General features: G+C 62.2%; 16 protein-coding genes. 6 read left to right on the top strand and 10 right to left on the bottom strand.

The features are described from left to right. Positions 1–100: 100 nt before the first annotated feature. The 5 genes from VME63_RS09165 to VME63_RS09145 all read right to left on the bottom strand — a co-directional run bounded on the left by VME63_RS09165 (position 101) and on the right by VME63_RS09145 (position 5,526). Entirely contained in the window at positions 101–1,324 is a 1,224-nt protein-coding gene (locus VME63_RS09165; protein ID WP_325432501.1) for a beta-ketoacyl-ACP synthase, read from the bottom strand. Positions 1,325–1,355: 31 nt separating this feature from the next. After that, complete coding sequence (locus tag VME63_RS09160; RefSeq protein ID WP_325432499.1) at positions 1,356–3,719, bottom strand: MMPL family transporter; 2,364 nt, start codon at positions 3,717–3,719, stop codon at positions 1,356–1,358. Further along, positions 3,716–4,312: an outer membrane lipoprotein carrier protein LolA gene (locus VME63_RS09155; RefSeq protein WP_325432497.1), complete on the bottom strand. Its 597-nt coding sequence runs from the start codon at positions 4,310–4,312 to the stop codon at positions 3,716–3,718. The genes VME63_RS09160 and VME63_RS09155 overlap by 4 nt, the downstream gene beginning before the upstream one ends. A 152-nt stretch (positions 4,313–4,464) precedes the next feature. Then, positions 4,465–5,247: a glycosyltransferase family 2 protein gene (locus VME63_RS09150; protein WP_325432495.1), complete on the bottom strand. Its 783-nt coding sequence runs from the start codon at positions 5,245–5,247 to the stop codon at positions 4,465–4,467. A 21-nt stretch (positions 5,248–5,268) separates the two neighbouring features. Then, positions 5,269–5,526: an acyl carrier protein gene (locus VME63_RS09145; protein ID WP_325432493.1), complete on the bottom strand. Its 258-nt coding sequence runs from the start codon at positions 5,524–5,526 to the stop codon at positions 5,269–5,271. A 576-nt stretch (positions 5,527–6,102) separates the two neighbouring features. On the opposite strand from VME63_RS09145, the gene VME63_RS09140 reads away from it, so the two are divergent. Next, entirely contained in the window at positions 6,103–7,572 is a 1,470-nt protein-coding gene (locus VME63_RS09140; protein WP_325432490.1) for a hypothetical protein, read from the top strand. Positions 7,573–7,657: 85 nt separating this feature from the next. Here VME63_RS09140 and VME63_RS09135 read toward each other — a convergent pair whose 3' ends face one another. From VME63_RS09135 to VME63_RS09115, 5 genes are all read right to left on the bottom strand, one after another. Then, the gene (locus tag VME63_RS09135) at positions 7,658–8,761 is read right to left on the bottom strand and encodes a Glu/Leu/Phe/Val dehydrogenase dimerization domain-containing protein (RefSeq protein WP_325432488.1); all 1,104 of its coding nucleotides are present in this window, start codon (positions 8,759–8,761) and stop codon (positions 7,658–7,660) included. Positions 8,762–9,434: 673 nt separating this feature from the next. Beyond that, a complete protein-coding gene (gene chrA, locus VME63_RS09130; protein ID WP_414648232.1) occupies positions 9,435–10,664 on the bottom strand; it encodes a chromate efflux transporter in 1,230 nt (409 codons plus the stop codon). Beyond that, on the bottom strand, positions 10,664–12,142 hold the full coding sequence (locus VME63_RS09125) for a multicopper oxidase family protein (RefSeq protein ID WP_325432486.1): 1,479 nt from the start codon (positions 12,140–12,142) through the stop codon (positions 10,664–10,666). Before VME63_RS09125 ends, chrA begins: the two co-directional genes overlap by 1 nt. A 169-nt stretch (positions 12,143–12,311) precedes the next feature. Next, positions 12,312–12,668 carry a hypothetical protein gene (locus VME63_RS09120; RefSeq protein ID WP_325432484.1) on the bottom strand — a complete coding sequence of 119 codons (357 nt, stop codon included), beginning with the start codon at positions 12,666–12,668 and terminating at the stop codon, positions 12,312–12,314. Between the two features lie 140 nt (positions 12,669–12,808). Beyond that, positions 12,809–13,147 carry a hypothetical protein gene (locus VME63_RS09115; RefSeq protein ID WP_325432482.1) on the bottom strand — a complete coding sequence of 113 codons (339 nt, stop codon included), beginning with the start codon at positions 13,145–13,147 and terminating at the stop codon, positions 12,809–12,811. A gap of 411 nt (positions 13,148–13,558) precedes the next feature. On the opposite strand from VME63_RS09115, the gene VME63_RS09110 reads away from it, so the two are divergent. The 5 genes from VME63_RS09110 to VME63_RS09090 form a co-directional block, all read left to right on the top strand. Continuing rightward, a complete protein-coding gene (locus VME63_RS09110) occupies positions 13,559–14,164 on the top strand; it encodes a TetR/AcrR family transcriptional regulator (protein WP_325432480.1) in 606 nt (201 codons plus the stop codon). 17 nt (positions 14,165–14,181) lie between these two features. Beyond that, a complete protein-coding gene (locus VME63_RS09105) occupies positions 14,182–15,114 on the top strand; it encodes an alpha/beta hydrolase (protein WP_325432478.1) in 933 nt (310 codons plus the stop codon). Between the two features lie 1,090 nt (positions 15,115–16,204). Then, positions 16,205–19,723 carry a methylmalonyl-CoA mutase family protein gene (locus VME63_RS09100; protein ID WP_325432476.1) on the top strand — a complete coding sequence of 1,173 codons (3,519 nt, stop codon included), beginning with the start codon at positions 16,205–16,207 and terminating at the stop codon, positions 19,721–19,723. Between the two features lie 583 nt (positions 19,724–20,306). Continuing rightward, positions 20,307–23,066, top strand: coding sequence for an IPT/TIG domain-containing protein (locus tag VME63_RS09095; protein ID WP_325432474.1), 2,760 nt, complete (start codon positions 20,307–20,309; stop codon positions 23,064–23,066). 95 nt (positions 23,067–23,161) lie between these two features. After that, positions 23,162–23,928: IPT/TIG domain-containing protein (locus VME63_RS09090; protein WP_325432472.1), on the top strand; the 767-nt coding region annotated here is incomplete at its 3' end.

Raw genomic sequence — 23,928 nt, 5'->3', positions numbered from 1 at the left:
TGCCCTTCAAGCTTTTCGGCAAGATTGAGCGACCCCACCCCAACCCTCTCCTGCAAGCAGGGGAGGGAGCCGACTGAGGCAGGGGCAGAGTGCCTGCGCATCAACCGCATGCCTTGAAGATCAGCGACGTATTGATGCCGCCGAACGCAAAGTTGTTGTTCATCACGTAGCCCGCAGCGATCGCGCGGCCCGGGCCGGTGATGTAATCCAGTTCCGCGCAGGCCGGGTCGGGGTCGGCCAGGTTGACCGTGGGCGCGAACCAGCCATCGCGCATCATCTGCACCGCCCACCAGGATTCCAGCGCGCCACAGGCGCCCAGCGTGTGGCCGACGTAGCTTTTCATCGAACTGATCGGCACGCGCGAACCCAGCACGTTGGCCGTGGCGTGGCTTTCGGCGACGTCGCCGCGATCGGTAGCAGTGCCGTGCGCGCTGACGTAGCCGATCGCATGCGGCGGAATCTGTGCATCCTGCAGGGCCAGCTGCATCGCCGTGGCCATGGTTTCGCTGGTGGGTTGCGTGATGTGATTGCCGTCGGAGTTGCAACCGAAGCCGACGACCTCCGCGTAGATGCGCGCGCCGCGCGCGCGGGCGTGCTCGTATTCCTCAAGCACCAGCGTCGCGGCGCCTTCGCCGACCACCAGGCCGTCGCGGCCACGGTCGAATGGGCGCGGCGTGAGCGGGGCCTCGTCGTTGCGCGTGCTGGTGGCGAACAGCGTATCGAACACTGCTACGCCGGGGCCGGAAAGTTCCTCCGCGCCGCCGCAGAGCATCAGCTTCTGCTTGCCCTGCTGGATCGTCTCATAGCCGAAACCGATCGCCTGGCTGCCGGAGGTGCATGCGCTGGACGTGGGCAAGATACGGCCCTTCAGTCCAAAAAACACACCGACGTTCACGGCGGTGGTATGCGCCATCATCTGCACGTAGCTGGTGGCGGTGACACCTTGCATGGAGCCGGTTTCCAGCATGCGCCCCATCACGCGCACCGGTTCGATGCTGCCGCCGGACGAGCCATAGGCAACCCCCATGCGCCCATCGGCGATGCTGGCATCCTCGTGCAGGCCCGCATCGCGCAACGCACGCTCGCTCGCCGCCACCGCCAGTTGCGCCACGCGCCCCATCGAACGTAAATGCTTGCGCGGCCAGTCGGGCAGCTTGAAATCATCGACCGGGCAGCCGAGCCGGCTGTTGAGCGAATCGAAAAAATCCCACTCCGGCATGCGGCGCACGGCGTTGCGGCCCTCGCGCAGGCGGGTTTGGATCTGCGGCCAATCGTGTCCAAGCGGCGTAATGCCACCCATGCCGGTGATGACGACGCGCTTCATCGGCGAGTGCTCCGTGCGAAGTGAAAAGTGTTCATGGGGAAAGCATCCGGTGCGGCACGCTGGTCGGCACCAGCAAAGCGGTAAAGCCGATGCCCAGCAGCAGCGTCAGGCCGAAATCGCGCAATGCCGGCATCGAACTCAGCGCAAGCAGGCCGAACGACAGCAATGCGGTAACCGCCGACAGCAATACGCTGGCATACATCGCGCCCGGACGATGCGCGATGTGCGGCTCGCCTTCGCGCAGGAACACCGCGTAATTGGCGCCCACGCCAAGCACCAGCATCAAGGCCATCCAGTGGAACAGCGTCAGCGGCTGCTGCAGATAGCCGAGCATCGACAAGGTAAAACCGATGCCCAGCACCGGCGGCGCCAGCACGCGCGGTACTTCGCGCAGGCCGTAGCGCCAGCCGAACACCGGTACGATCAGCATGATCGCGCAAACCAGCCACACGCTGGCGTAGCGGCGATAGCGGCCAAAAAGCGCCGACGTGCTGGCGGCCTTGTCCACCAGCGTGACGCCGGGCAGTCCCTCGGCGGCTTTTTGCAGCGCGGCGCCAGGCGCATCGCCTTGCGGCAGCACCAGCGAAGCCACGCCATGGCTGGCGTTGCCGTCCATCCACAGATAACGAAACGGTGCGGCAAGCGGTGTCTTCAACCACGCTGTCAGTTTCAGTGGCGTGCCCGGCCATGCCTGCAGCCACGCATCGATATCGTTCGCGCGGAAGCCGGCGCCGGCCAGCCACTGGCGCATGCGGTCGGGCTGCGCAAACAGCGGCGCCAGTGCTTGCAGGTTAGCGTGTTGGCGCCGCAGCGAAGGCACCATGCCGGCAAGGCCGAGCCAGCTCTGTAGCTGTCCGGCATCGACCATGCCTTGCAGGCGCTGCTCCAGCGCTTCTTCGCGCTGCAAGACCTGCTCTTGATCGGCGCCTTGCACCAGATAGAACTGGGTGCCGTTGCCAAGACCGGTGATGCTGCGAATCTGCGCTTCCTGCGCGGCGAGTGTCGCGGGAGGCGAAATCAGCAGATGAACGTCGTCGTCATGCCGCAGTTGGTGCCAGCCAGGTACCGCAAAGCAGAGCAAAAGCAGGGCCAGCACCACGCCGCGCTTTCCCGATGCGGCACGCCAGACGGTGCTCTGCAATATCAGCGCGCCACGTACGGCAGGCGCGGAAAGCGGCCGGGCCGGACGCTGCAGCAGGGCCGGAAGCAGCCAGAACACGCTAAGGCACGCCATCGTCATGCCGGTCATGGCGAAGCAGGCCATCTGGCGCAGCGCGGCGAACGGCACCAGGCCCAGCAGCGCGTAACCCAGCAGCGAGGTGCCAAGCGCAAGCCACAGGGCAGGGCGCACCTGGCGCAAACCTTGGCGCGGTTCCCACGCCGCGCCGGCATTGGCGCGTGCGCTGAGATATTGAATGGAATAATCCACCGCCTCACCCAGCAGCGCCGCGCCGAACACCAGCGTCAGCAGGTAGATCTGCCCGAACACCAGCACGCTGACGGTGGTGGCGGCGATCACGCCGATGCCGGTGGAAAGAAACGCCAGCAGCAACGGCCCCGGCGAACGGAAGACGCCCAGCAGCAGCCATGCGATGCCGAGGGTGGAGATCCAGCCGACCATGTGTACGTCGTGCTCCGCGCCGGCGCGCGCGGCCTCGGCGTAGAACAAGGCGCCGGTGCGCAGCACGTGCGTACCGGGTTGATCGTGTTCGATGGCTTTTTCGGCAGCGTCGATGACGCCCAGCGCGCGCCGCTGGATGACATCGTCATAGGAGGAGCCGTTGAGCGTGGCGGTCACCAGCACGTAGCTGGTGCCCTGGCGGTGCGCGGTGAGCAGGTTGTCCTCGGGCAGCAATTGCGAGCGGCTCCACGGTTGCTGATCGAGCCAGTGCTGCAGCCAGCCGAACGGATCGTCCTGCAAGCGCGTACCCACGCCGATGTCGAAGGGTTCGTTCACGCGTTGCGCGAGTGCCTGCGCGGGGTCGTAGCCGGGTTGCGTGATCGCGCTGCGATCGGCATCGGTAAGGAGCGTGAAGCGATGCGCCAGATACGGTGCGGCCAGTTGCTGCAGATCGAACGGCGGCAGCTGGGCGGTGACGGAGGCGAACACCGGATCTTTCGCCAGTGCCTTGCCAAGCGCGCGCGCGGCGTTCTTGGCGCGCTCGTCATCGGCGTTGGCCACCAGCAGGATCACGCGGTCGCCATTGGCGTGGGCCAGCCGTTGCGCAGCCACGTCGGCCAGCGGGTTGCGCTCGGTCGCCGGCAGCATGGCCAGCAGGTCGGTCTGGATCGGCGAGCGGCCGCGGCCAAACAGCAGCCACGCGCCGAGCAGGGCGATCAGCAGCGTCGCCGCCGCGAATGCACCCGCGCGCCACCACAGGCCTCGTGGATTCATGGCAGGCCGAGCGCCTGTTTTTCCGCGGCGCTTAGCGTGCCGGCATCGCGCGTGTCGGTCATGCGGATATCGGTCTGTGTGCCGTCCTGCATGTCGATACGGATACCTTGCAGGAAGGCGCCGCCATCGAGCTGGATGGCGCGCAGCACCTGCGCCACGCGCGATTGCCTGGGCGTGAAGTGCAGCGTCCATTGCGCGGCGCTGCCCTCGGCCGTGACATTGAACTGGCGCAGCACGGTGTCCAACTGTCCGGCCAGCATCGATTGCAGCATCTGGGAGATCTGGCTGACGCCGCGATCGCCGTGCACCGTTTGCGCATGGCCGCTGGCATCGATGCGCAGCGTGCGGCTGCCGGTCAGCGCCAGCGTTTCCCGATAAGGCTGCTGCACTTGCCACAGCATGCCGCGGCCGGTGACGAACAGCAGTTGTCCGCTGCTTGTTTGCGGTTGCGTCAACGCGGGGTTCTGGCGCTGCTGTGTGAAGGCAGCACGCACGGCGGCGTGCTGGCTCAACTGGTGGAGCACGTTGTTCAGCAGATCGGGCGATGCGTTTTGCGCGTGCGCGCATACGTCCACGAAAAAGAGCAGCAACATCACAACCAACCTCAACGCGCTCCTTCCCCTGCGAGCAGGGGAGGGTTGGGGAGGGGTAAAGCAATCTTGCCTTGAGGCAAGTGCAAGCGGGCCCCTCCTGGCCTCGCCCTGCGAAGCAGCAGGAGAGGCAACATGCGTCAAGGCGGTATCACTCATGCCGCCCATGCCGACCTCCTGCGCTTGCGCCACAGCAAGATCGGTGCGCGCGGCAGCATGCCCAGCAGCAGACGGGTATGCATGGCGGATATGCGCAGGTTGTCGCGCAGCATATGGAAATGGGACAGACCGTTGGCCGGATAGATCACCCGGGTTGGCAGGTTGCGTACCGCGACACCGCGCCATACCAGCCGCACAGCCACTTCCGTATCGAAATCCATCCGCGCGGGCAGGGGCTTGCGATCGATCTCGGCGCAGGTTGCTTCCAGCGGGTACAGACGATAACCGCACATCGAATCACGCAGTGTGAACGACAGTGTTTCCATCCACACGCATACATGCGTCACATAACGGCCATACAGGCGCGCGCGCGGCACGCTGTGGTCGTAGATGGGCTGGCCGCAGATCAGCGCGCGCGGATGGGCCTGGCCTTCGGCAAGAAAGCGCGGCACGTCGGCGGTGTCGTGCTGGCCGTCCGCGTCGATCTGCAGTGCGTGGGTATAGCCCAGGTCGCGGGCGGCAATCATGCCGGCGGTCAGTGCGCGGCCTTTGCCGCCGTTGCGCGGCAGGCGGATCAGCCGGACGGACGGTTCATCGGCGGCCAGTGCCTTGAGCACCGCGCAGGTGGCCTCGTCGCTGCCATCGTCCACGATCACTACCGGCAGGCCGTGCGCGCGCAGCGACCGCACCGTCGTCGCGATGGTGTCCTTGTGGTTGTAGATGGGAATCAACGCGCAGGGCTGGAAAACGTGCCCGGCGGATGCTTGCGCGTGCAGCATGACGAGAGGCCGGCCGCGGGGTCAGCGGGTCAGCAGCGCGCGCACGGTGGTGACGACGTCACCCACGGTTCGCACGTTCTTGAAGTCCTCGGGCTTGATGCGCATGCCGGTCATGTCCTGCACCTGGATGGCCAGGTCCACGGCATCGATGCTGTCCAGTTCCAGATCCGTGAACAGGTGGGTTTCTTGCGATACCCGCGCAGGGTCGATCTCGAAGGTGTCGTGCAGCACATCCTTCAGCCTGAGCAGGATGTCCTCATCGCTGATCCCGGTTTCCATGATTGCGCTCATACACCCCAGCCTGCTCTGGCACTGCTCTTTTCCCTCGCGGGCCACCGTCATGAGCCACCGGCCCGCGCCTGTATGGGAAGCAGGGCGAAACAGCCAGTTGCCGGTCCACGCATGGGCCGCGAAAGGTTCCTTATTTTGATCAACCCGTGACCGGGTTCCCCTGTAGCTTTGTCAACATGGGCAAAGCCTTACGTCAACATTTTCTTGCGATCACAGTCTAACAGAACTGTCATGCAATCGGGTTTCGGGTTGGCCTTGGCCTACACGAAAAGTCGGCATGGCGAACCGCATTTTGGTACTTGTCAGTGCAGTTTTTACCGCTTGCGATGCGTGCCGCCAGGAAGCTGGACGATGGCAGGGCGGAAGGGGGTTTCTTGCGGACTTGGCGCGGCCGTGCGAGTTTGTCCGGGCCAACAAGGGGGCCACATGACTTCGCGCGTGCTTGGGCTGTCACTGGCAGGGCTTGCCCTGATCGGTGCCGTCGGTTTTGCATCCTATCGACTTTCCCACATGGAGCCGGCGGTGCCGATGCCATCCCGGACGGCGTTGCGGCGGACGCCGCCTGTGTCCTACACGCCGCCGAGTCCGCCGTTTTCCGATGCACAGCTGCAGCAATTCCTGAACGACGCACGCAAGGCCGAGGCGCTGACCGATCCTTTGCAGCGCTGCCTGGCGTACCCCAACCCTCCCGGACTCGACTGGTCCAGTGCGGCGACCAGTGCGTATTGCCGCTACGAATTCGACCCGGCGATCAAGCAGGAAGAAGCGTTCGAGCTTATCCGCGCCGGGCATGCCGCCGAGCTGGATCGCCGTCTGGCCCAAGTGATGAATGCCCCGCATGCCCAGCCCGATACGCAAGATGTGCTGGATCGCACCTTCAATATCGATTTCGGCAAAGCCTCGGGCGAGACCCGCGGGCTCATGGATGCATGGAAGCGGCAGTCGCCGAGCAGTCCATTCGCACTGGCGGCGAGCGGCATGGTTTATTTGAACATGGCGCAGCAGGCGCGCGGTACCGAATACGCCGACAAGACGCCGCAATCGTCGTTCGAGTCGATGGAGCGCCTGCTGCTGCGGGCACGCACCGACCTGGATGCCGCAGTCAAAATCGAGCCGCGGGTCACTCCCGCCTACGGCTCGATGATTTACGTAGCAGCGCTGGGCGGCGATGCCGGCTATGCCTTTGACGCCGCCAGGCGAGGCCTGGCGATCGAACCGGCCAGCTACATGATCTATGCGCGCCTGGTGTGGATGGCGCAACCGAAATGGGGCGGTAACATTCTGCTGATGCGGCGTTTCATTGCCGGTGCGCAGCGGCATGCCAAGGACAATCCGCTGCTGCTGTTGCTTCGGGCCGAAAGCACCGGCGGCGGACAGTATGTGGATGCCACCCCATGCATTCCTCAAAGCGAATACGGCCTGTACAAGGTGCTTTTCGCGCAGCCGGGCAAGGTCGGCACGCTGATGAGCGCGGCCTGGTCCGCGGGACACTGCTACAGGCAGGATATGGCGGCCATTTTCCGTTCCCAAGTGCTTCGGTTCGATCCATCCCAGACGGCGCACCGCCAGGCGCGCGTTTACAACCTGGCCAGTCTTGGGCAATCGCAGTGGGCGCTGTCCGAAGGCAATGCGCTCGTTGCCCTGGCGCCGCAAGACGAGGACAGCTACGAAGCGCGCGCCTTCGTTTACCAATCGATGGGGCGGGACGATCTAGCCATCAGCGATTACGAGCAAGCGCTTCGCATCAATCCTGATGACGATTGGGGTCTGCGCGAGCTGTGCAACCTGTATATCGACAAAAAGAGCGATTGGGACAGGGCCTGGGCTATTTCCAGCCACCTGTTGCAGATCCATCCCGAAGATCCGCAGAACTGGCTGCTGCGCGCACGGATTCAAAGGGAAGGATCGCGTCCCGGGCTGGATCTGACGATCCGCGATTTCATAGCCAGGTTCGGCAACGGCCCGGATCAACAATTGTGGATCATGCGAATGAAGCAGCCGCCGATACCCGCTACCGGCAACCGGCACGGATGAGCGCAAAAAAGCCGCCGGAAACCGGCGGCTTTTCGTTGCATCGCTTGCGTTGACTAGGGTAAACAGGCCCTGGGGCCTGTGCCGCTTACTGCCCGCGCATGCGCCCTGCAAAGCGTGGTGTGCCATTGCCCATGTGCGGCAGCTTGATCTTGCCGATGGCGTCGATGCGCTCCTCGGCCAGGCGATCGGCGGCCTTGTAGGTAGGCACGTTCTGGGTTTTGCTGATTTCGAAGATGCGGCCCAGGTTGTAGTAGATCGTGCGCATCATGCGCATGGCGCGTTCGCGGTTGTAACCGTCGATTTCCAGCGAGACGTTCATCACGCCGCCGGCGTTGACGGCGTAGTCCGGGGCGTACAGCACGCCGCGGCGCTGGAGTTCGTCGCCGATCGCATCGGTGGCCAGCTGGTTATTGGCCGCGCCGCAGATAATCTTGGCCTTGATGCGGTCGATGGTCAGCTCGTTGACCGTGCCGCCCAGCGCGCAGGGCGAGTACACGTCGGCATCGACGTCGTAGATCTCGTCCAGGCCCACCGCTTCGCAGCCCAGTTCGTCCACGCAGCGTTGCACGGCATCCTTGTTGATGTCGGTGACGAACACCTTGGCGCCCTGTTCGCGCAGCAGCTTGATGAATTCGCTGCCCACGTGGCCGGCGCCCTGTACGGCGTAGCTGTACTTGCCCACGTCTTCGTTGCCGTGGCGGAAATTCAGCGCGGCCATCAGGCCCTGCAGCGTGCCGTAGGCGGTGAACGGCGAAGGGTCGCCCGAGCCGCCGTGCACCTGGTGCACGCCGGTCACGTATTCGGTTTCGCGGAACACGTATTCCATGTCGTTGACGTCGATGCCCACGTCTTCGGCGGTGATGTAGCGGCCGTTGAGCGAGTTGACGAAACGGCCGAACGCGCGGAACAGCGCTTCGGACTTGTCCTTGGACGGATCGCCGATGATCACCGCCTTGCCGCCGCCCAGGTTCAGCCCGGCGACCGCGTTCTTGTAGGTCATGCCGCGCGACAGGCGCAGTACGTCGTTCACGGCATCCTGCTCGGTCTTGTAGGGCCACATGCGCAGGCCGCCCAGTGCCGGACCCAGCACCGTGTTGTGAATCGCAATGATGGCCTTCAGGCCCGCGTCTTTGTTATGGCAGAAGACGACTTCTTCGTGGCCTGTTTTGGCGATGGTTTCGAAAATCATTGGAACGTTGACTCCACGTCTGACGGCGCCGGGGAAGGCGACCATGTGTTGGAAGCGTTTGGGCCCCGCCAAGGACCTGACGCCTGAAACTCAAAGCCCCAGCGGGACGCTGGGGCGAGGAGTTAGCCCCATAAGTTTAATACGACTGCTTCGCGGGGCCTGACGCGGCGCAGCAAACCCGGCGGTGCGCATCGCCATTTGGTCACTGACGCGCCAAGACACCCCGGGGCGGTTTCCTCAAGAATTTCTACGTGGGTCAAGGATTTGGATGGCGGCGATCTGCCGGCACCTCGCCCACCTGGAACCAATGAGGAAATTCTACGGCCAACGCAGACCTTAAGTGATGCTCTCATTAATGCTTCGCAGGTGGCCTTCTGGACATCACCCCATCAAGTCAATTCAGGGTGCGGGGGCCTGCTCTGACTGTCCGTGGGCCTTCGGTCCATCGTCTTGACAGCCAGCCAGTCTGCCGGCGCTGATGGCCCTGTGGCCTGCGAACAGACAGAGCGGGTGACAGCTACGAAGCATGGATCAGAGCATCCCTAGCGAATACAGCGCCTTTCATTCAAGGTCACAAGCGGTAAAGAGGGTAAAAGGGGCGTCCAGCCGATCGCTGCATTTGACGACCTTGGAAACGGCATCACTGCCGAATGTAAGCCATTTGAGATGCTTCTTAGATGGTTGCCATCCGCAACAAGGACACCCCTACGCAACCGATCACAACAGCCAACGCTGGACATCGGGCCAGGGTTAGCAGAATGAAACCGCTGCCAGCAATCGCGACATCCACGCCATCATGGATACCACCCATCCATACTGGGTTGTAGAACGCATACGCCAGTAGCCCCACTACGACTGCATTGACCCCGGCCAGCATTCGCACGGCGCGAGCATGAGAAGCCAGGGCACTCCAAAACGGCAAGCAGCCGGAAACCAGCAGCAGGCCGGGCAAGAAAATCGCCAGCAGCGCCACAAGGGCGCCAAGCGCACCACCCTCGCCGTGTTGCCATCGCGCCCCCAGAAACGCCGCCAGCGTAAACATCGGACCAGGTACCGCTTGCGCGGCACCGTAGCCTGCCAGAAAAGCATTGGCATCCACCCAGCCCGGCGCCACTACCGTTTGCTGTAGAAGCGGGAGAACCACGTGACCACCACCAAAGACCAGCGCTCCAGCTCGGTAAAATGCTGCTGCGATTTGCCCGAACTCAGAGCGGCCTGAAACACCTAGCAATGCGCAGGCCAGCAGGGCGCCATAAGCCGCCATCAGTACGGCGCCCAGTCGATGGCTATAGCTCAGTCCAAATGTTTCGCCTCCGGGCGTAGAAACCCGGCGACATGCCAAAGGACCACAGAGCGCCCCGATTGCCACGGCTGCCAATTGCATCAACGCATTGGGCGCCCACACCATCAAAGCCAACGCTGAAGCTGCCAGCAAACACCGCGGCCAATCGGGCGTCAGCGAACGCGCCATGCCCCACAATCCTTGCGCAACCACAGCTACGGCCACCAGCTTCAATCCGTGGATGATCGCCTCTCCCCACGCGCCAACCAGATCATGGCTGAGGTAAGCAAAAGCGATCATCAGAATTGCCGAAGGCAGCGTAAATCCTGTGAAGGCAGCGACGCCACCCCAGCCGCCCTCGCGCAACAGGCCAATCGAAAATCCGAGCTGGCTGCTGGCTGGGCCGGGGAGGAACTGACAGAGCGCCAATAGTCGACCGAAATCGACATCATTCAACCATCGGCGGCGCTCGACAAACTCGCGTCGAAAGTAACCTACGTGCGCAATGGGACCACCAAAAGAGGTCAATCCTAACTTTAAGAATACCCAAGCCACGCTCAGAACACGCTGCCACTTGGATGTGGGCGAAGTATCGGAAATAGCCGCTGGCTCTGGCGACATCAAGCGCACTCAAATAGAGCCATGAACCCAAAATCCATGTGCAGTTGCATGTGGCAGTGGAACAAAGACAACCCCCTCTGATCGGCGGTGAAGTCCACGTCCATGGATTGGTAGCCGCCCAGCATCGCCACATCTTTCACGACGCCGTCAGTTGGTTGCCCCGCAATGCGGGTGATTTCGAACCGGTGACGATGAAGGTGTATGGGATGAATATCATCGCTCTGATTGTGCATGCGCAATCGATAGCGTCGGCCTTCGCGCAGATGAAATAAGGGCTTCATGGCGGCCATGTCGAACGCCTCTCCGTTGATTGTCCAGCGGTTGAATCCTTGGTCGGCGGCGTTTTGTTTGGCGAACGTCATTTCAATCATCTCGTCCGGCATGCGCCTCACCGATGGCGATGCGTCGGACGCAAACCATCGATAATCCCAGTCGCTAGATGGCGGAGCCAACCACTGCGGCCGCCCATGCTGGCCTGCATACTCGATCACGATGCCCATGCCATTGCCGCGATCGTCGTCGGCAAGATCGCCAAGGACCCATACGCCCGGTTGTTTCATCTCTACGATGGCACTGATGCGCTCGGCCGCGCCGAGCCAAAGCACCGGCACCTCTGCCGGGCGAGGGACCCGATTGCCATCCAGCGCGATTACCCTGAAGGTGTGCCCCGGCAACGCCAAGCTACGCAGCTCGGTAGCGCTGCCGTTGAGAATGTGAAACAGCACGCGCTCGCCGGCCTTGACCCGGACGGGATCACCATGACCGAGCTTGCGTCCATTGACGGCAAAGGCCTGGTAGCCAACCTCATAGCCATGAGGCATTCCGCGCGCTAACGAAGCCTTCATAGCCGCTTCGCCTACTGCCTGGAGTTGGGTGTCCCGTTCCCTGGGGCGCAGAAAATTCACGGCCATATCGCCGCCTTGGCTGAATACCGGATCGAACTCTTTCAGGGTCAGAAATACTTCCCGGTCGTAAGCACCCGGATCGAGGCGCGGCTCGATATAAATGGGCCCCAGGAGTCCACTGTATTGCCCTCGAGTGAGGTCGTTACCGGCGCGAACATGGGTATGGTAGAAGCGAAACCCGGCAGGCCCAGGCGTGAAAGCAATACGTCGTCTGCCGCGGGCGGGAATCACTGGCGTGCCTTCTTCGATTGCTCCATCGACGGCTGCGGGCACTGCAAGTCCGTGCCAATGGAGTTGTTCGACCTGATCGGTATCGTTGTACACGTCCACGACCACCGGCCGCCCTTCCTTAAGGCGAAGTAGTGGACCTGGGAATTGACCGTTGTAGGTAAGGGTCGACACGACGTGGTCCGGCGCAAGCTCCACCAGACTGCGGCCGATTCGCAACGTGTAATCGGGTTGTCCGCAAGAGGGTGGCGCCGAACGACCGGTGGCAACGGCCGGTTGCCAAGGCACCGGCATGCCGGCCACCAAGCCCCATCCGCTGATCCTCAAAAAGTCGCGGCGGTCCATTTCCAGGCCCTCGTTTCACCCAGGGAGTCTATTTTGCCCCCGCCTACTTGCCGGACCCTTAGCGTCCTTTGCGGCTTTCAGCGGCGACCATTCGACTCCGAGCTGATCGGCTCTTTTAAAAAAACGCCCCGCTTGAACGGGGCGCTTTCGGGGCTTGCGGCGAGCCGGTTCAGCCGGCGACCCAGCCCCCCGCACGGAAGTGCCAGCCACCGCGGCCTTGCTCCCAATGCGGATGTACGTAGTGGTAACCCGGCCGCACCGGTTCCCAGTGGCCGCGCACTGCCACGTAGCGGCGGCCATCCCAGCGCCAGTAACCGCGCGCCCAGATAAAGCCCGGGCGTGAGGGTGGCGCCTCTTCCACGACCTGCACCGGCGGCGGACCGGGCGCCACCACTTCATAAATCGGTGCGGGCGGCGGCGCGACATAGACAGGGTGCGGACGCGGCGGCGGCTGTTCCACCACGCAGCCGGCGGTCACCGCGGTGACGCAGGCCAGGGCGAGCCCGGCTGCAAGACGTAATGACATGGAAGATTCCCCGGGATGGTAGGTGGATCGAAAGATCTGTCGATCCGGGCAGAGACGTTTAGCGGACGTTCTTAAGTTGAGCGTTTCCTCGCTCGGTAAAACCGCGCCCCGTCACTGGACGAGGCGCGGCGCATTGCCGATTAGCGGCCCCAGTAACCGTCACGCCAGCGCCAGCCATCGCGGCCCTGCACCCACACGCCCGGATACCAGCGATAGCCCGGACGCGCGCGTTCCCAGTGGCCGGCCACCCATACATGGCGATGCCAGCCCGGATTCCACGCCCAGTAGCCGGGAGCCCAAATCCAGCCGCGACGCGGCGGCGGCACGGCTTCATAGCGCGGCGGCGGCGGTGCCACGCCAATGCCCACATTCACGCCAACCGCAACCTGGGCGGATGCGGCCGGGGTATAGCTCACGCTGGCCAGGGCAAGGCCGACGCCTGCTGCAACAAGAGCCAGTTTGCTGGTGATGCTGATCATGTGTGTCTCTCCATTTTTATAAGCTGCCGCGGCAGGCGGCTGGCAGTACGGGGAACGCGAGCGTATCGGGCGATGTTGACGTGATTGCTTTCGCTTGTTCAGGAATCAGCAGAATTACTTGCGAATACCGATGGCCCCCTGATCGCTGGCGACGCGCGCTTACCCCGGTGTTTTCTAGCACGGACAGATGACGTTGATACCGGGGATGGCTGACCTTTGGCTTACCGGAGCGGGGCAGTTTTTTAAGTTGTGCGGCGGTCCGCATCTGCTGCCTGCACGGTGCTGCGGCACCGTTTGCTGGGAGGCATTGACGTCCTCTTTTCCCAAGAGCAGGCAGTGTGTTGCCGTTGGGCGGGGCCCTCGTGCCGATTCGTGCTGGAATAAAACGAACGGTCGTGCTATTTTGATCCCATGAGTACTGCGACCACCCCCGCCAAAGGCGCCGCCACCCGCGAGTTGATCCTTGAGCAGGCCTACCAATTGGCCCGCCACGACGGCATGGAAGGCCTTTCCATCGGCGCACTCGCTTCCGGCGTGGGCATGTCCAAAAGCGGTGTGTTCGCGCACTTCGGTTCGCGCGAAGACCTGCAATTGGCGCTGCTGGAGGCGGTCTCGGCCCGCTTCGTCGCGTTCATCTTGCACCCGGCGTTGAAACAGCCGCGCGGCTTGCCGCGCTTGCGCGCCATCGTGGAAAACTGGATGGAGTGGGGGCGCATCCACGCCACCGGTTGCGTGTTGCTGGGCGCCGCGACCGAGTACGACGGCCGCGCAGACAGCCCGTTGCGCGAACGCGTCGTAAAGCAACAGTCCGATTGGCGCAACGAAATCAAGCGCGCCATCGCGCTGGCGGTGGAGGCGGGCGATTTCCGCCCCGACACCGACGCCACGCTGCTCGCTTTTGAAATCTACTCATTGATGCTTGGCTTGCATCACGATGCAGGCTTGTTCGGTTTCGACCAAGCCAGCCGCTGCACGCGCGCCGCGCTCGACCGCCTGTTTGCCAGTTATCGGCCCTGAACCCCCAGGAGCTTGCCATGACCCGTCCCACTGCACATACGCATCGTCGTTCCTCCGGTCATACGTTGAAGCTCGGCGCCGTGCGCATCGGTTTCGTGGTTGGCGGACGGCTGGCGCCGCGACAAACGGTGGATCGCGCCGCGCGCTTGTTCGCCACGCCGTTCGCCAGCAGCCGCAGTCGCGCGCGGGCGGCCAAACCCGATGGCGAGATGCAGCGGCACGCGCTGCAGATCGGTGGCGAAAGCATCGTGACCTATGTATGGGGCGATCCGGTCACGCAGCCGTATGCGCTGTTGGTGCACGGCTGGTCGAGCTTCGGGCTGCGCTATCTGCCGTGGGTGGCCAAGCTGCGTGCGCTGGGTTATGCCGTAGTCGCTTTCGATCAACCCGGGCACGGCGAAAGCAGCGGCCACCTGTGCACGCTGCCCGACTGCATCGACACCATCCGCGAAGTCGGCAAGCACTATGGCGACGCCGCACTCGCCATCGGCCATTCCATGGGCGGAGCGGCCCTTACGCTGGCGCAATGCGAAACCTGGCATGCGCATAAGCTGGTGGTCATCGCGCCGGCCGCGGATATCGAAGCCGCTGCGCATCGTTTCTTTCGCTTCGTGCGTCTGGGGGCGCACCTGCACGAACCTTTCATGCATTGGTACGAACAACGCACCGGCATTCCACCGCGCGATCTCGCCGCGCACCACAGTTTGCCCCGGCTCGGCCAGCCGGGCTTGGTCGTGCATGATCTGGATGATCGTGAAGTGCCGTGGGAAGAGGGGGAGCGTTACGCGCGTTATTGGAGCGGTGCGCGCCTGCTTACGACGCAGGGTCTGGGTCATCACAAGATTCTGGATGCGCCGGAAGTTATCCAGGCTGCGTTGGCTTTCCTGCGTGGCGAGTGTGTGGGCAATCGCGTGGTGGCGTCGCCCAATTTGCCGTTCGGGTTGGCTTGACGAGGCAAGGTTGGGTGTTGATGCGGGGTTGCTTGTTTGCGTAGCTAATGCCACCTCGCATGGCCGCACTGCGGTGTAGGGCGGAAACATTTGCCTGCGTTTTTTCTGTGCGTTATCGCCAGGTTGCTCGCCTGCGCGGCGGGCGTTTCGTCCGCCTGCCAGCGGCCGAGTTACCTTTCTTTGCTTTGCCCAAAGAAAGGTAACCCAAAGAAAGGGCACCCCGGAGAGCGCGCCCTTCGGGTACGTGAACGGGTTACGGGGTTTTTCGACAGGGCGTCCTGCCCTGTCGAAAAACTGGCTGGCATCCATGCCAGCCACCCTTCGGGCTTTCCTCCACCCGTTCGCCGCGCTCTACGGGGCCCCCGTTAAGAGCAGCGCGCGATGCGCGCACTGTTTTAAAGAGCGAAGTCAAAAGCAAAAGCAGAGCAAGGAGCAAGGAGCAAGGAGCAAGGAGCAAGGAGCAAGATCAAAAGCATCGCGCGATGCGCGCGTGGTGTTAGTGCGCAATGGGGGAAATCATCGCATGCTTCGATAAACTGCTTCCTGCTTCCTGCTTCCTGCTTCCTGCTTCCTGCTTTCCGCTTCCCGCTCTTACTCTTTAGTTTTTGCTCTTAGGCTTTCAGCTCTTCTGAAAAGTGCGCGCAAAGCGCGCTGTTCTTCCCGGGCCCCGTAGGCGGTGAGTGAGTTGGGGGCGAAAAGGCCCGCAGGGGGATCGGCATGGATGCCGATCCCTTTTCGCCAGGGCAGGATGCCCTGTCGAAAAGCCCGGCCCCAACTCACGCCTCGGCGGGCGCAGCCCGTCGAGCACCAACTCCGGGGTGCCCTTCTCTTTGGTTACTTTCTCTTGGGCAAGCAAGAGAAAGTGACTCGGGCCTCGGCAGAGGCACGAAACGCCCGCCGCGCAGGCGAGCAACCTGGCGATAAGGCCTGTGTATGGCTCAGCACACAAAAATCCTGACAGGCTCGATATCGCCACCGGACTCTGGCCTACACCCGGGCACCGCACAAGCGCCGCCGCCAGCCCCCTCCAACCGCTTAACACCCATCCCCACTAGAATATCCGGCTAGCACCCACGTTGTCGGAGTCCCCATGAGTTCCCCCGCCAAGCACGTTCCTGCCACCGCCGCGCAGGCTGAAACCAGTCCGCTGCGTTTCGTCACCGCCGCCAGCCTGTTCGATGGCCACGATGCCGCGATCAACATCATGCGCCGCATCATCCAGTCGCAGGGTGCGGAAGTGATACACCTGGGCCACAACCGCTCGGTAGAGGACGTGGTTCGTGCTGCACTGCAAGAAGACGCCGACGCGATCGCGCTGTCCTCCTACCAGGGCGGTCACGTCGAATACTTCAAGTACATGGTGGACATGCTCAAGGAGAGGGGCGCCGGGCACATTCGCGTGTTCGGCGGCGGCGGCGGCACCATCACGCCGGAGGAGATCCGCCACCTGCAGGCCTATGGCGTGGAGCGCATCTACCATCCCAACGACGGCATGAAGCTTGGCCTCGCCGAGATGATCGAAGACGTGATGCAGCGCGCCGGCAACGCGGCGGCCAAGCACGAGCAGAACGATGCCGTGGTGCCCACCGCCATCAGCATCGACGACGAAATCAGCATCGGCCACATGCTCTCGGCCATCGAGGAAGGCAAGCTCGCCGACACCGAACTGGCGCGCCTGCGCAAAGAGTGGTCGCTGGCCGGCAAGCACACCCCCGTGCTCGGCATGACCGGCACCGGCGGCGCGGGCAAATCCTCAGTGGTGGACGAACTGCTGCTTCGCTTCCTGCACGCCTTCCCCAGCATGCGCATTGCCGTGCTGGCGGTGGACCCCACGCGCCGCCGCAGCGGCGGTGCGCTGCTGGGCGATCGCATCCGCATGAACGCACTGCGCAGCCACCGCGTATACATGCGCTCCATGGCCACGCGCCGCCAGAACGCGGCGACCAACGAAGTGCTGCACGACTGCATCCATTTCCTGAAGAGCCAACCTTACGACCTGGTGATCGTGGAAACCGCCGGCATCGGCCAGAGCGATTCGGAAATCGTCGACCTGGTCGATTTCCCCGTCTATGTGATGACCAGCGACTACGGCGCAGCCAGCCAGCTCGAAAAAATCGACATGCTCGATTTTGCCGAACTGGTGGTGCTCAACAAATTCGACAAACGCGGCGCCGAAGACGCGCTGCGCGACGTGCGCAAGCAGTGGAAGCGCAACCGCACCGCCTTCACCCTGAAAGACGAAGACGTGCCGGTGTATCCCACCATCGCCAGCCAGTTCAACGATCCGGGCGTCACCTGGATGTTCACCAACCTGTGCCGCCTGCTGCGCGAAAAACTGCACCTGGAGCAGACCGCCCATCTTGAATCTTCTTCTTCCAAGGGGGCGGCCGCCCCACACTCGCGTTGCGATTTCACGCCAAGACTCGACATCACTCTCAAAGAACCTCGCGCCACGGTATTGATTCCCGGCGCGCGCGTGCGCTATCTGGCCGAAATCGCCGAGCAAGGCCGCGGTATCAACGCCCAGATCGAGCGCGAGGCAGAATTGGCCAGCAAGGCGCAGCATTACTTCGAGGCGCTGAAAGAACTTGCTGACGAAAAACTCCCGCGTCCGCTCGAACGCTACGACCACGATGCCACCCACGACAGCAACGCCGACCGTTCGCTGCTGGTACTGCGCCAGCGCTACAACGCCGCACTCCGCGAACTCAGCCACGAAGCCGTGCACCTGCTGCGCGACTGGCCTGCGCGCTATAAAACCGTCACCGACGACGTCAATGAATACAAGGTGCGCGACAAAACGATCCGCGTGGAAAACTACCGCGTCTCGCTCAGTCACCAGAAAATTCCCAAAGTGGCGCCGCCGAGAACCAAGGATTGGGGCGACCAGTTGCGTTTTCTCATGCGCGAAAACCTGCCCGGCTACTATCCGTACACCGGTGGCGTGTATCCGTATCGCCGCACCGGCGAAGACCCCACCCGCATGTTCGCCGGCGAAGGTACGCCCGAGCGCACCAACCGCCGCTTCCACTACTTGAGCCAGGGCGGCGCCGCCACGCGTCTTTCCACCGCCTTCGACTCCGTCACCCTGTATGGCGAAGATCCCGCGCCGCGCCCGGACATCTACGGCAAGATCGGCAACTCCGGCGTCAACGTCGCCACCCTCGACGACATGAAGAAGCTGTACTCCGGCTTCGATCTCAGCGCGCCGACCAGCTCGGTGTCGATGACCATCAACGGTCCGGCTCCCATCATCCTCGCGATGTTCATGAACACCGCGATCGACCAGAACGTGGAGAAACACCTCAAGGAAGATCCTGCACGCTGGGCCATGGCGCAAAAACGCATGGATGAACTCTTCGCCGGCAAGCAGCGCCCGAACTATTCCGGCGACCTGCCCAAGGGCAACGAGGGCTTGGGATTGGGATTGCTCGGCGTTACCGGCGACCAGCTCGTGGATGCCGATACCTACGCGCGCATCAAAGAGGAAACCCTGCAAACCGTGCGCGGCACCGTGCAGGCGGACATTCTCAAGGAAGACCAGGCGCAGAACACCTGCATCTTCAGCACCGAATTTGCGTTGCGCATGATGGGCGACATCCAGCAGTACTTCGTCGATCACAAGGTGCGCAATTTCTATTCGGTATCCATTTCCGGCTATCACATCGCCGAAGCCGGCGCCAATCCGATCAGCCAGCTCGCCTTCACGCTGAGCAACGGCTTCACCATCGTGGAGTATTACCTCGCGCGCGGCATGAACATCGACGACTTCGCGCCCAACCTCAGCTTCTTCTTCTCCAACGGCATGGATCCGGAATACACCGTCATCGGCCGCGTTGCCCGCCGTATCTGGGCGCGCGCCATGCGCGAACGCTACGGCGCCAGCGCTCGCAGCCAGATGATGAAGTACCACATCCAAACCTCCGGCCGCTCCCTGCACGCGCAGGAAATCCAGTTCAACGACATCCGCACCACCTTGCAGGCGCTGTATGCCCTGTTCGACAACTGCAACAGTCTGCACACCAATGCCTACGACGAAGCCATCACCACGCCGACCGAAGAAAGCGTGCGCCGCGCCGTGGCAATTCAGATGATCATCAACAAAGAGCTGGGCCTCAACTTCAACGAAAACCCGTGGCAGGGCAGCTACATCGTCGATGCCCTTACCGACATCGTGGAAGAAGCCGTCTACAAGGAATTCGAAGCCATCAGCGAGCGCGGCGGCGTACTTGGCGCCATGGACACCATGTACCAGCGCGGCAAGATTCAGGAAGAATCCATGTACTACGAACAGAAAAAACACGATGGCAGCCTGCCGTTGATCGGCGTCAACACCTTCCTGCCCAAAGACCACGGCGGCGAAATCGCCACCGAAATCGAACTGATCCGCAGCACGGAAGAAGAAAAAGGCCAGCAGATCGACAACGTGCAAGCCTATGGCAAAACCCGCAACAGCCTCGCGCCGGAAAGCCTCAAGACCCTGCAGAACACCGCGCGCGAGCGCAAGAATGTGTTCGAGCAGTTGATGGAGGCCGTGAAGTACAACTCGCTCGGTCAGATCAGCCACGCCCTCTACGACGTCGGCGGCGAATACCGCCGCAATATGTAACAAACGCTGACACGAACTCCCTCTCTCCTTTGGGGAGAGGATGGGCGAGTTGGGCTTTCGAAGCGAAGGCCGCGCCCTGCACGATGCTTGCATTCAGCGCCGGGCATCGGCTTGCGGCGCGCAGCAAGGGTCATCGGCCGCTTCGCCTCCAAATCACCTAGGATCAATGTGTCGGCCGGTATCGGGATCGGGCCGGCACTATGCACGATCGAGCCAGTTTCATTTCATTGGCGATAGGGCGCCTGCTGACGGTAACCGGCCCCTTATGTTGCCACGGCTACCATGCATACCGCCTATCCAGGCCGATCATGCGTTCCCCCGTAAAAGTAGGCTGCTCCGTGGCTGGATCTAAGCCGCGTTCACTCGAATCTGTTTTATCGTGTCTTATTTTAGAGTCCATCGATCATCGGAAGGGCTACTTGGCGCTTCTTCACGCAATCATCACGCCGATTTGTGATTGTATAGACATCGGGCACGCCCCGGGTGCGCGTTATTGTGTAGGCCATCGGGGAAGCCCGATCAGGGACAGCGAATTTGAGTTCAGGTCAGTCGTCTCCGATGGAGCGGCCAAGGGAAAGTGTGTATGGAATCGCAGGGAAGCCGACGCACAGAGAGCTCCATTAGCATGCGGGGGATACAGCGACGCTGGCCTTGCCGCACAGGCGCACTCGCTTTCTTTGCATGGCTGCTGTTTTTTTGCGCGAGCGTTGGGCTTGACGGAGCGCATGCGCAGACTGCCTATGTTCACGATGCGAATGGACGTATTGTCGCCGTGACACAAAGTGACGGCACGACGCAGCAATACACCTACGACGCCCTGGGTCATCCCTCTCAGGTGAGCGCTCCGGTGGCCGCAGGGCAATTGGCGATCTATACGTTCATGCCGTCGCACGGCGATGCGGGAACCACGGTCACGATCAATGGACAGGGTTTCAGTAGTGCCGCCGCCAACAACAACGTGAACTTCAACGGCGTGTCGGCGACAGTCTTGACGGCTTCGTCGTCACAATTGGTCGTGGATGTCCCCTCCGGTGCAACGACGGGTCAGATCGGCATTTCCGTCGGTGGCCAGTCTGTGACAGATCCCACACCCTTTGTCGTCGACGATACCGGTGCGCCGCCAAGCATTACGCAAATAACCCCACTGATTGCTGCGGTGGGAACTACCATCACCGTGACCGGTGAGCATCTCAATCCAGGCACCGGTCTGACGAGCGTCTTGCTGGGCAGCAACGACATCTCCGCAGGCTCCACTTTCAGCGATACGCAGATCCAGCACACACTCGTTGCAAGCGATTCGAGCGGCTATGTCACCGTGGCGACCCCTTATGGCCAGGCGGTTAGCGCCAGTCCGGTGATTGTGTTGCCGAGTGGAATAAGTGCCGCCAACGTGGTCAGTAGCGGATTTGCATCCAAGGGAAGCCCCGTCACATTGAATGTCCCGGCCGGCGGGCAGACCGGTGCAATGCTGTTCAATGCAATCGAGGGCGATTGGATCAGTCTTCAGGCCAGCAGCATCAGTACCACCGCCAGCAACATCAATTATGCCGTCTACGCACCTGGCAATGCGCAGATCCTGAAAGGCACCGTGTCGAGCGCTTCGCCGTCCATTCACTTGCCCCAGCTGCGTGCCAGCGGAACTTATCTGGTGACCTTTACTCCCGATACAGGGGGCGCGCAGTTGACGGTTGGCTACGAGCAGGCTGGTGTACTTGCGCTGAGTACGCAGGCCACCGTGGTGACTTCCACCCCGGGCCAAAGCAAGCGTCTACTTTTCCAGGCAACATCCGGACAAACGATGACGCTGGTGACCGGTAACGTGCAGACCAGCCCGGTAGGCGGAACACTGAGTTATGCGATCTACACGCCCGGTCAGCAGAGTTATCTGAGCAGCTCGTCGGCGATTGGCGATACGGTCAATCTGCCGGCGCTTCCAAACACGGGGACCTATCAAGTCATCGTTTCGCCGGGGAGCGGGGTGACCGGAAGCGTGCAGTTGGACCTGGAACCGGGCATTCAAGACACGCTTGCCAGCAACGGCCAATCGTCTACCTTCAACGGCTACGTCGCAGGTCAAAACGTCACCATCACGTTCAATGCCAATCAGGGCGATAATCTCGAACTGACGCTGAGCGGCGGGTCTGTGACCGGAACGAGCGGTAGTCCCTACATGGTGAACGTGTATGCCGCAAACGGCACCAACATCAGTAGCAACATCAATTGCTATAGCGGATGGACCTGCCGTTATCCGCTGTGGAATTTGGCAGCGGGAACTTACACCGTCATAGTTTCGCCACCCGATTCCAAGAGCAGCATCAGCTTCAACGCCATGCTGGAGTCGGACATTTTGGGGCCTGCGCTCAGCATCAACAATGAAGTGACCACCTCGCTTGCGCTGGGCCAGGTGGAGCGACTTACCTTCAATGCGACGGCGGGAAGCCAATTGGCGTTGAACGTAGCGGGTGAAAGTACCTCCAACCCGTCTGGTCTGCCGGTATATGTGAATGTCTACAGCCCTGGCACCAGCCCGATTACGCCCGCCAATGCCTACATCTCCGCCACCATAACGGGAAGCGGAGGTATCGCGTTGCCCAGCTATCCGGCGACGCTCCCCACGACGGGCACCTACACCGTCATTGTTTCCACGTCGGGTGTTCCGGGCATCGCTCAACTGACCCTGACACCTCTCGCTCAAGCCATCGCCGTCAACGGCACCAATCAGGCCTACAGCTCGATCGCGGCGGGCCAGAGCGTTCTGATGTCGTTCAATGCCAGCCAGGGTCTAAACGCGGAGCTGACATTGAACGGCGTGTCGGGACTCAACGGATCGTTGACCATCAATGTTTATGATCCGAACGGAACCAACGTCGCCACCGGCGGCGACTGTTACAACGGATGGACGTGTCGATACTCCTTGTGGAACCTGAGCGCCGGAACCTACACCGTTGCCGTCTCGCCACCCGATCAATCAAGCAAGATCAGTTTCAATGCCGTCCTTCTGTCTGACCTGCAAGGGTCGGCCATGGGTGCCAATACCCCGGCATCGGTCAGCATGAGCCTGGGGCAGGTGCAGCGATTGACATTCAACGCCAACGCGGGCGACAGCGGCGTGCTGGAACTCTCCAACGTCAGTACCAGCAATCCCTCGGGCTTGTCCGTCTACGTCAGCGTATACAGCCCAAATGCCGCAACCATCACGACGGCGAATGCGTACGCATCCTTTAGTTCGACGAGTTCCGGTTCGCTATCCCTGCAAAACCTTCCGGCGAGCGGCACCTACACGGTGGTCGTTTCCACCTCTGGTGTGCCTGGGTCGGCGACGTTGGAATGGGTGCCGCAGTGACGCTGTCATATACCGGCAGTATTTGTTGATTTGCATAATGAAACAAGGCCGCATCGAGCGATTTGGGAAAGACGAGGACGATGAAGGTGCTACGGATGAAGCTCGGATATGCAGAATGGGCGGACTCGTCGGGTGTCACTGCACCAACTGCACTGGCACTTTTGCCTCAAAGCCGCCGCCGTAGCTGGTTTCAGGCTGGGCTTTTCGCGCTTCTTCTCTGCATGGGCGCGGCTCAGGCGCAAACGACTTATGTTCATGACGCCAGTGGGCGCGTTGTCGCTGTTACACAAAGCGACGGCACGACACAGCAATACACCTATGACACTCTCGGCCATCCATCCCAGGTGACTGCTTCGATCGCCGCTGGGCAATTGGCAATGTTCGCTTTCGCGCCCACCCATGGCGTGGCGGGTACCCAGGTCACCATCCAGGGTCAGGGCTTCAGCAGCAATGCGGCGAGCGATACGGTGAGCTTCAACGGCGCGACGGCGACCGTGCTTTCCGCCTCTTCGAACCAACTGATGGTCGGCGTTCCGGGCGGTGCGACCACCGGTCCGATCAGCGTGACCGTGGGCGGTCAGACCGCCACAAGCGCGCAATCCTTCGTCATGGATACCGGGGATGCGCCGACCATTACCGCCGTAACCCCCGTGGTCGCCGTCGGCGGAACCGTGACAGTGTCGGGTACGAACCTCGCCCCGTTCGCAGCCGACACCACCGCGCAGATGGCCGGCCTGAACATGACGGGGATATCGTCATTGAGCAATACACAACTGCAGTACCTCGTGCCGAGTAACGCGATAAGCGGCCATGTGGCGGTGCAAACCTTGTATGGCAGCGCCACCAGTGCAACGCCCGTGGC

This window comes from Dyella sp. (genome assembly GCF_035503745.1).
In the GTDB taxonomy this organism is placed as follows: Bacteria; Pseudomonadota; Gammaproteobacteria; order Xanthomonadales; family Rhodanobacteraceae; genus Dyella_B.
Note: the sequence above shows the minus strand (reverse complement) of the source record. Positions and strands in the feature narration are given on the sequence as shown.

Coding starts and splice junctions, on each gene's coding strand:
- VME63_RS09165 (WP_325432501.1), bottom strand. CDS start 1,324: ATGAAGCGCGTCGTCATCACCGGCATGGGTGGCATTACGCCGCTTGGA.
- VME63_RS09160 (WP_325432499.1), bottom strand. CDS start 3,719: ATGAATCCACGAGGCCTGTGGTGGCGCGCGGGTGCATTCGCGGCGGCG.
- VME63_RS09155 (WP_325432497.1), bottom strand. CDS start 4,312: ATGTTGCTGCTCTTTTTCGTGGACGTATGCGCGCACGCGCAAAACGCA.
- VME63_RS09150 (WP_325432495.1), bottom strand. CDS start 5,247: ATGCTGCACGCGCAAGCATCCGCCGGGCACGTTTTCCAGCCCTGCGCG.
- VME63_RS09145 (WP_325432493.1), bottom strand. CDS start 5,526: ATGGAAACCGGGATCAGCGATGAGGACATCCTGCTCAGGCTGAAGGAT.
- VME63_RS09135 (WP_325432488.1), bottom strand. CDS start 8,761: ATGATTTTCGAAACCATCGCCAAAACAGGCCACGAAGAAGTCGTCTTC.
- chrA (WP_414648232.1), bottom strand. CDS start 10,664: ATGTCGCCAGAGCCAGCGGCTATTTCCGATACTTCGCCCACATCCAAG.
- VME63_RS09125 (WP_325432486.1), bottom strand. CDS start 12,142: ATGGACCGCCGCGACTTTTTGAGGATCAGCGGATGGGGCTTGGTGGCC.
- VME63_RS09120 (WP_325432484.1), bottom strand. CDS start 12,668: ATGTCATTACGTCTTGCAGCCGGGCTCGCCCTGGCCTGCGTCACCGCG.
- VME63_RS09115 (WP_325432482.1), bottom strand. CDS start 13,147: ATGATCAGCATCACCAGCAAACTGGCTCTTGTTGCAGCAGGCGTCGGC.
- VME63_RS09110 (WP_325432480.1), top strand. CDS start 13,559: ATGAGTACTGCGACCACCCCCGCCAAAGGCGCCGCCACCCGCGAGTTG.
- VME63_RS09105 (WP_325432478.1), top strand. CDS start 14,182: ATGACCCGTCCCACTGCACATACGCATCGTCGTTCCTCCGGTCATACG.
- VME63_RS09100 (WP_325432476.1), top strand. CDS start 16,205: ATGAGTTCCCCCGCCAAGCACGTTCCTGCCACCGCCGCGCAGGCTGAA.
- VME63_RS09095 (WP_325432474.1), top strand. CDS start 20,307: ATGGAATCGCAGGGAAGCCGACGCACAGAGAGCTCCATTAGCATGCGG.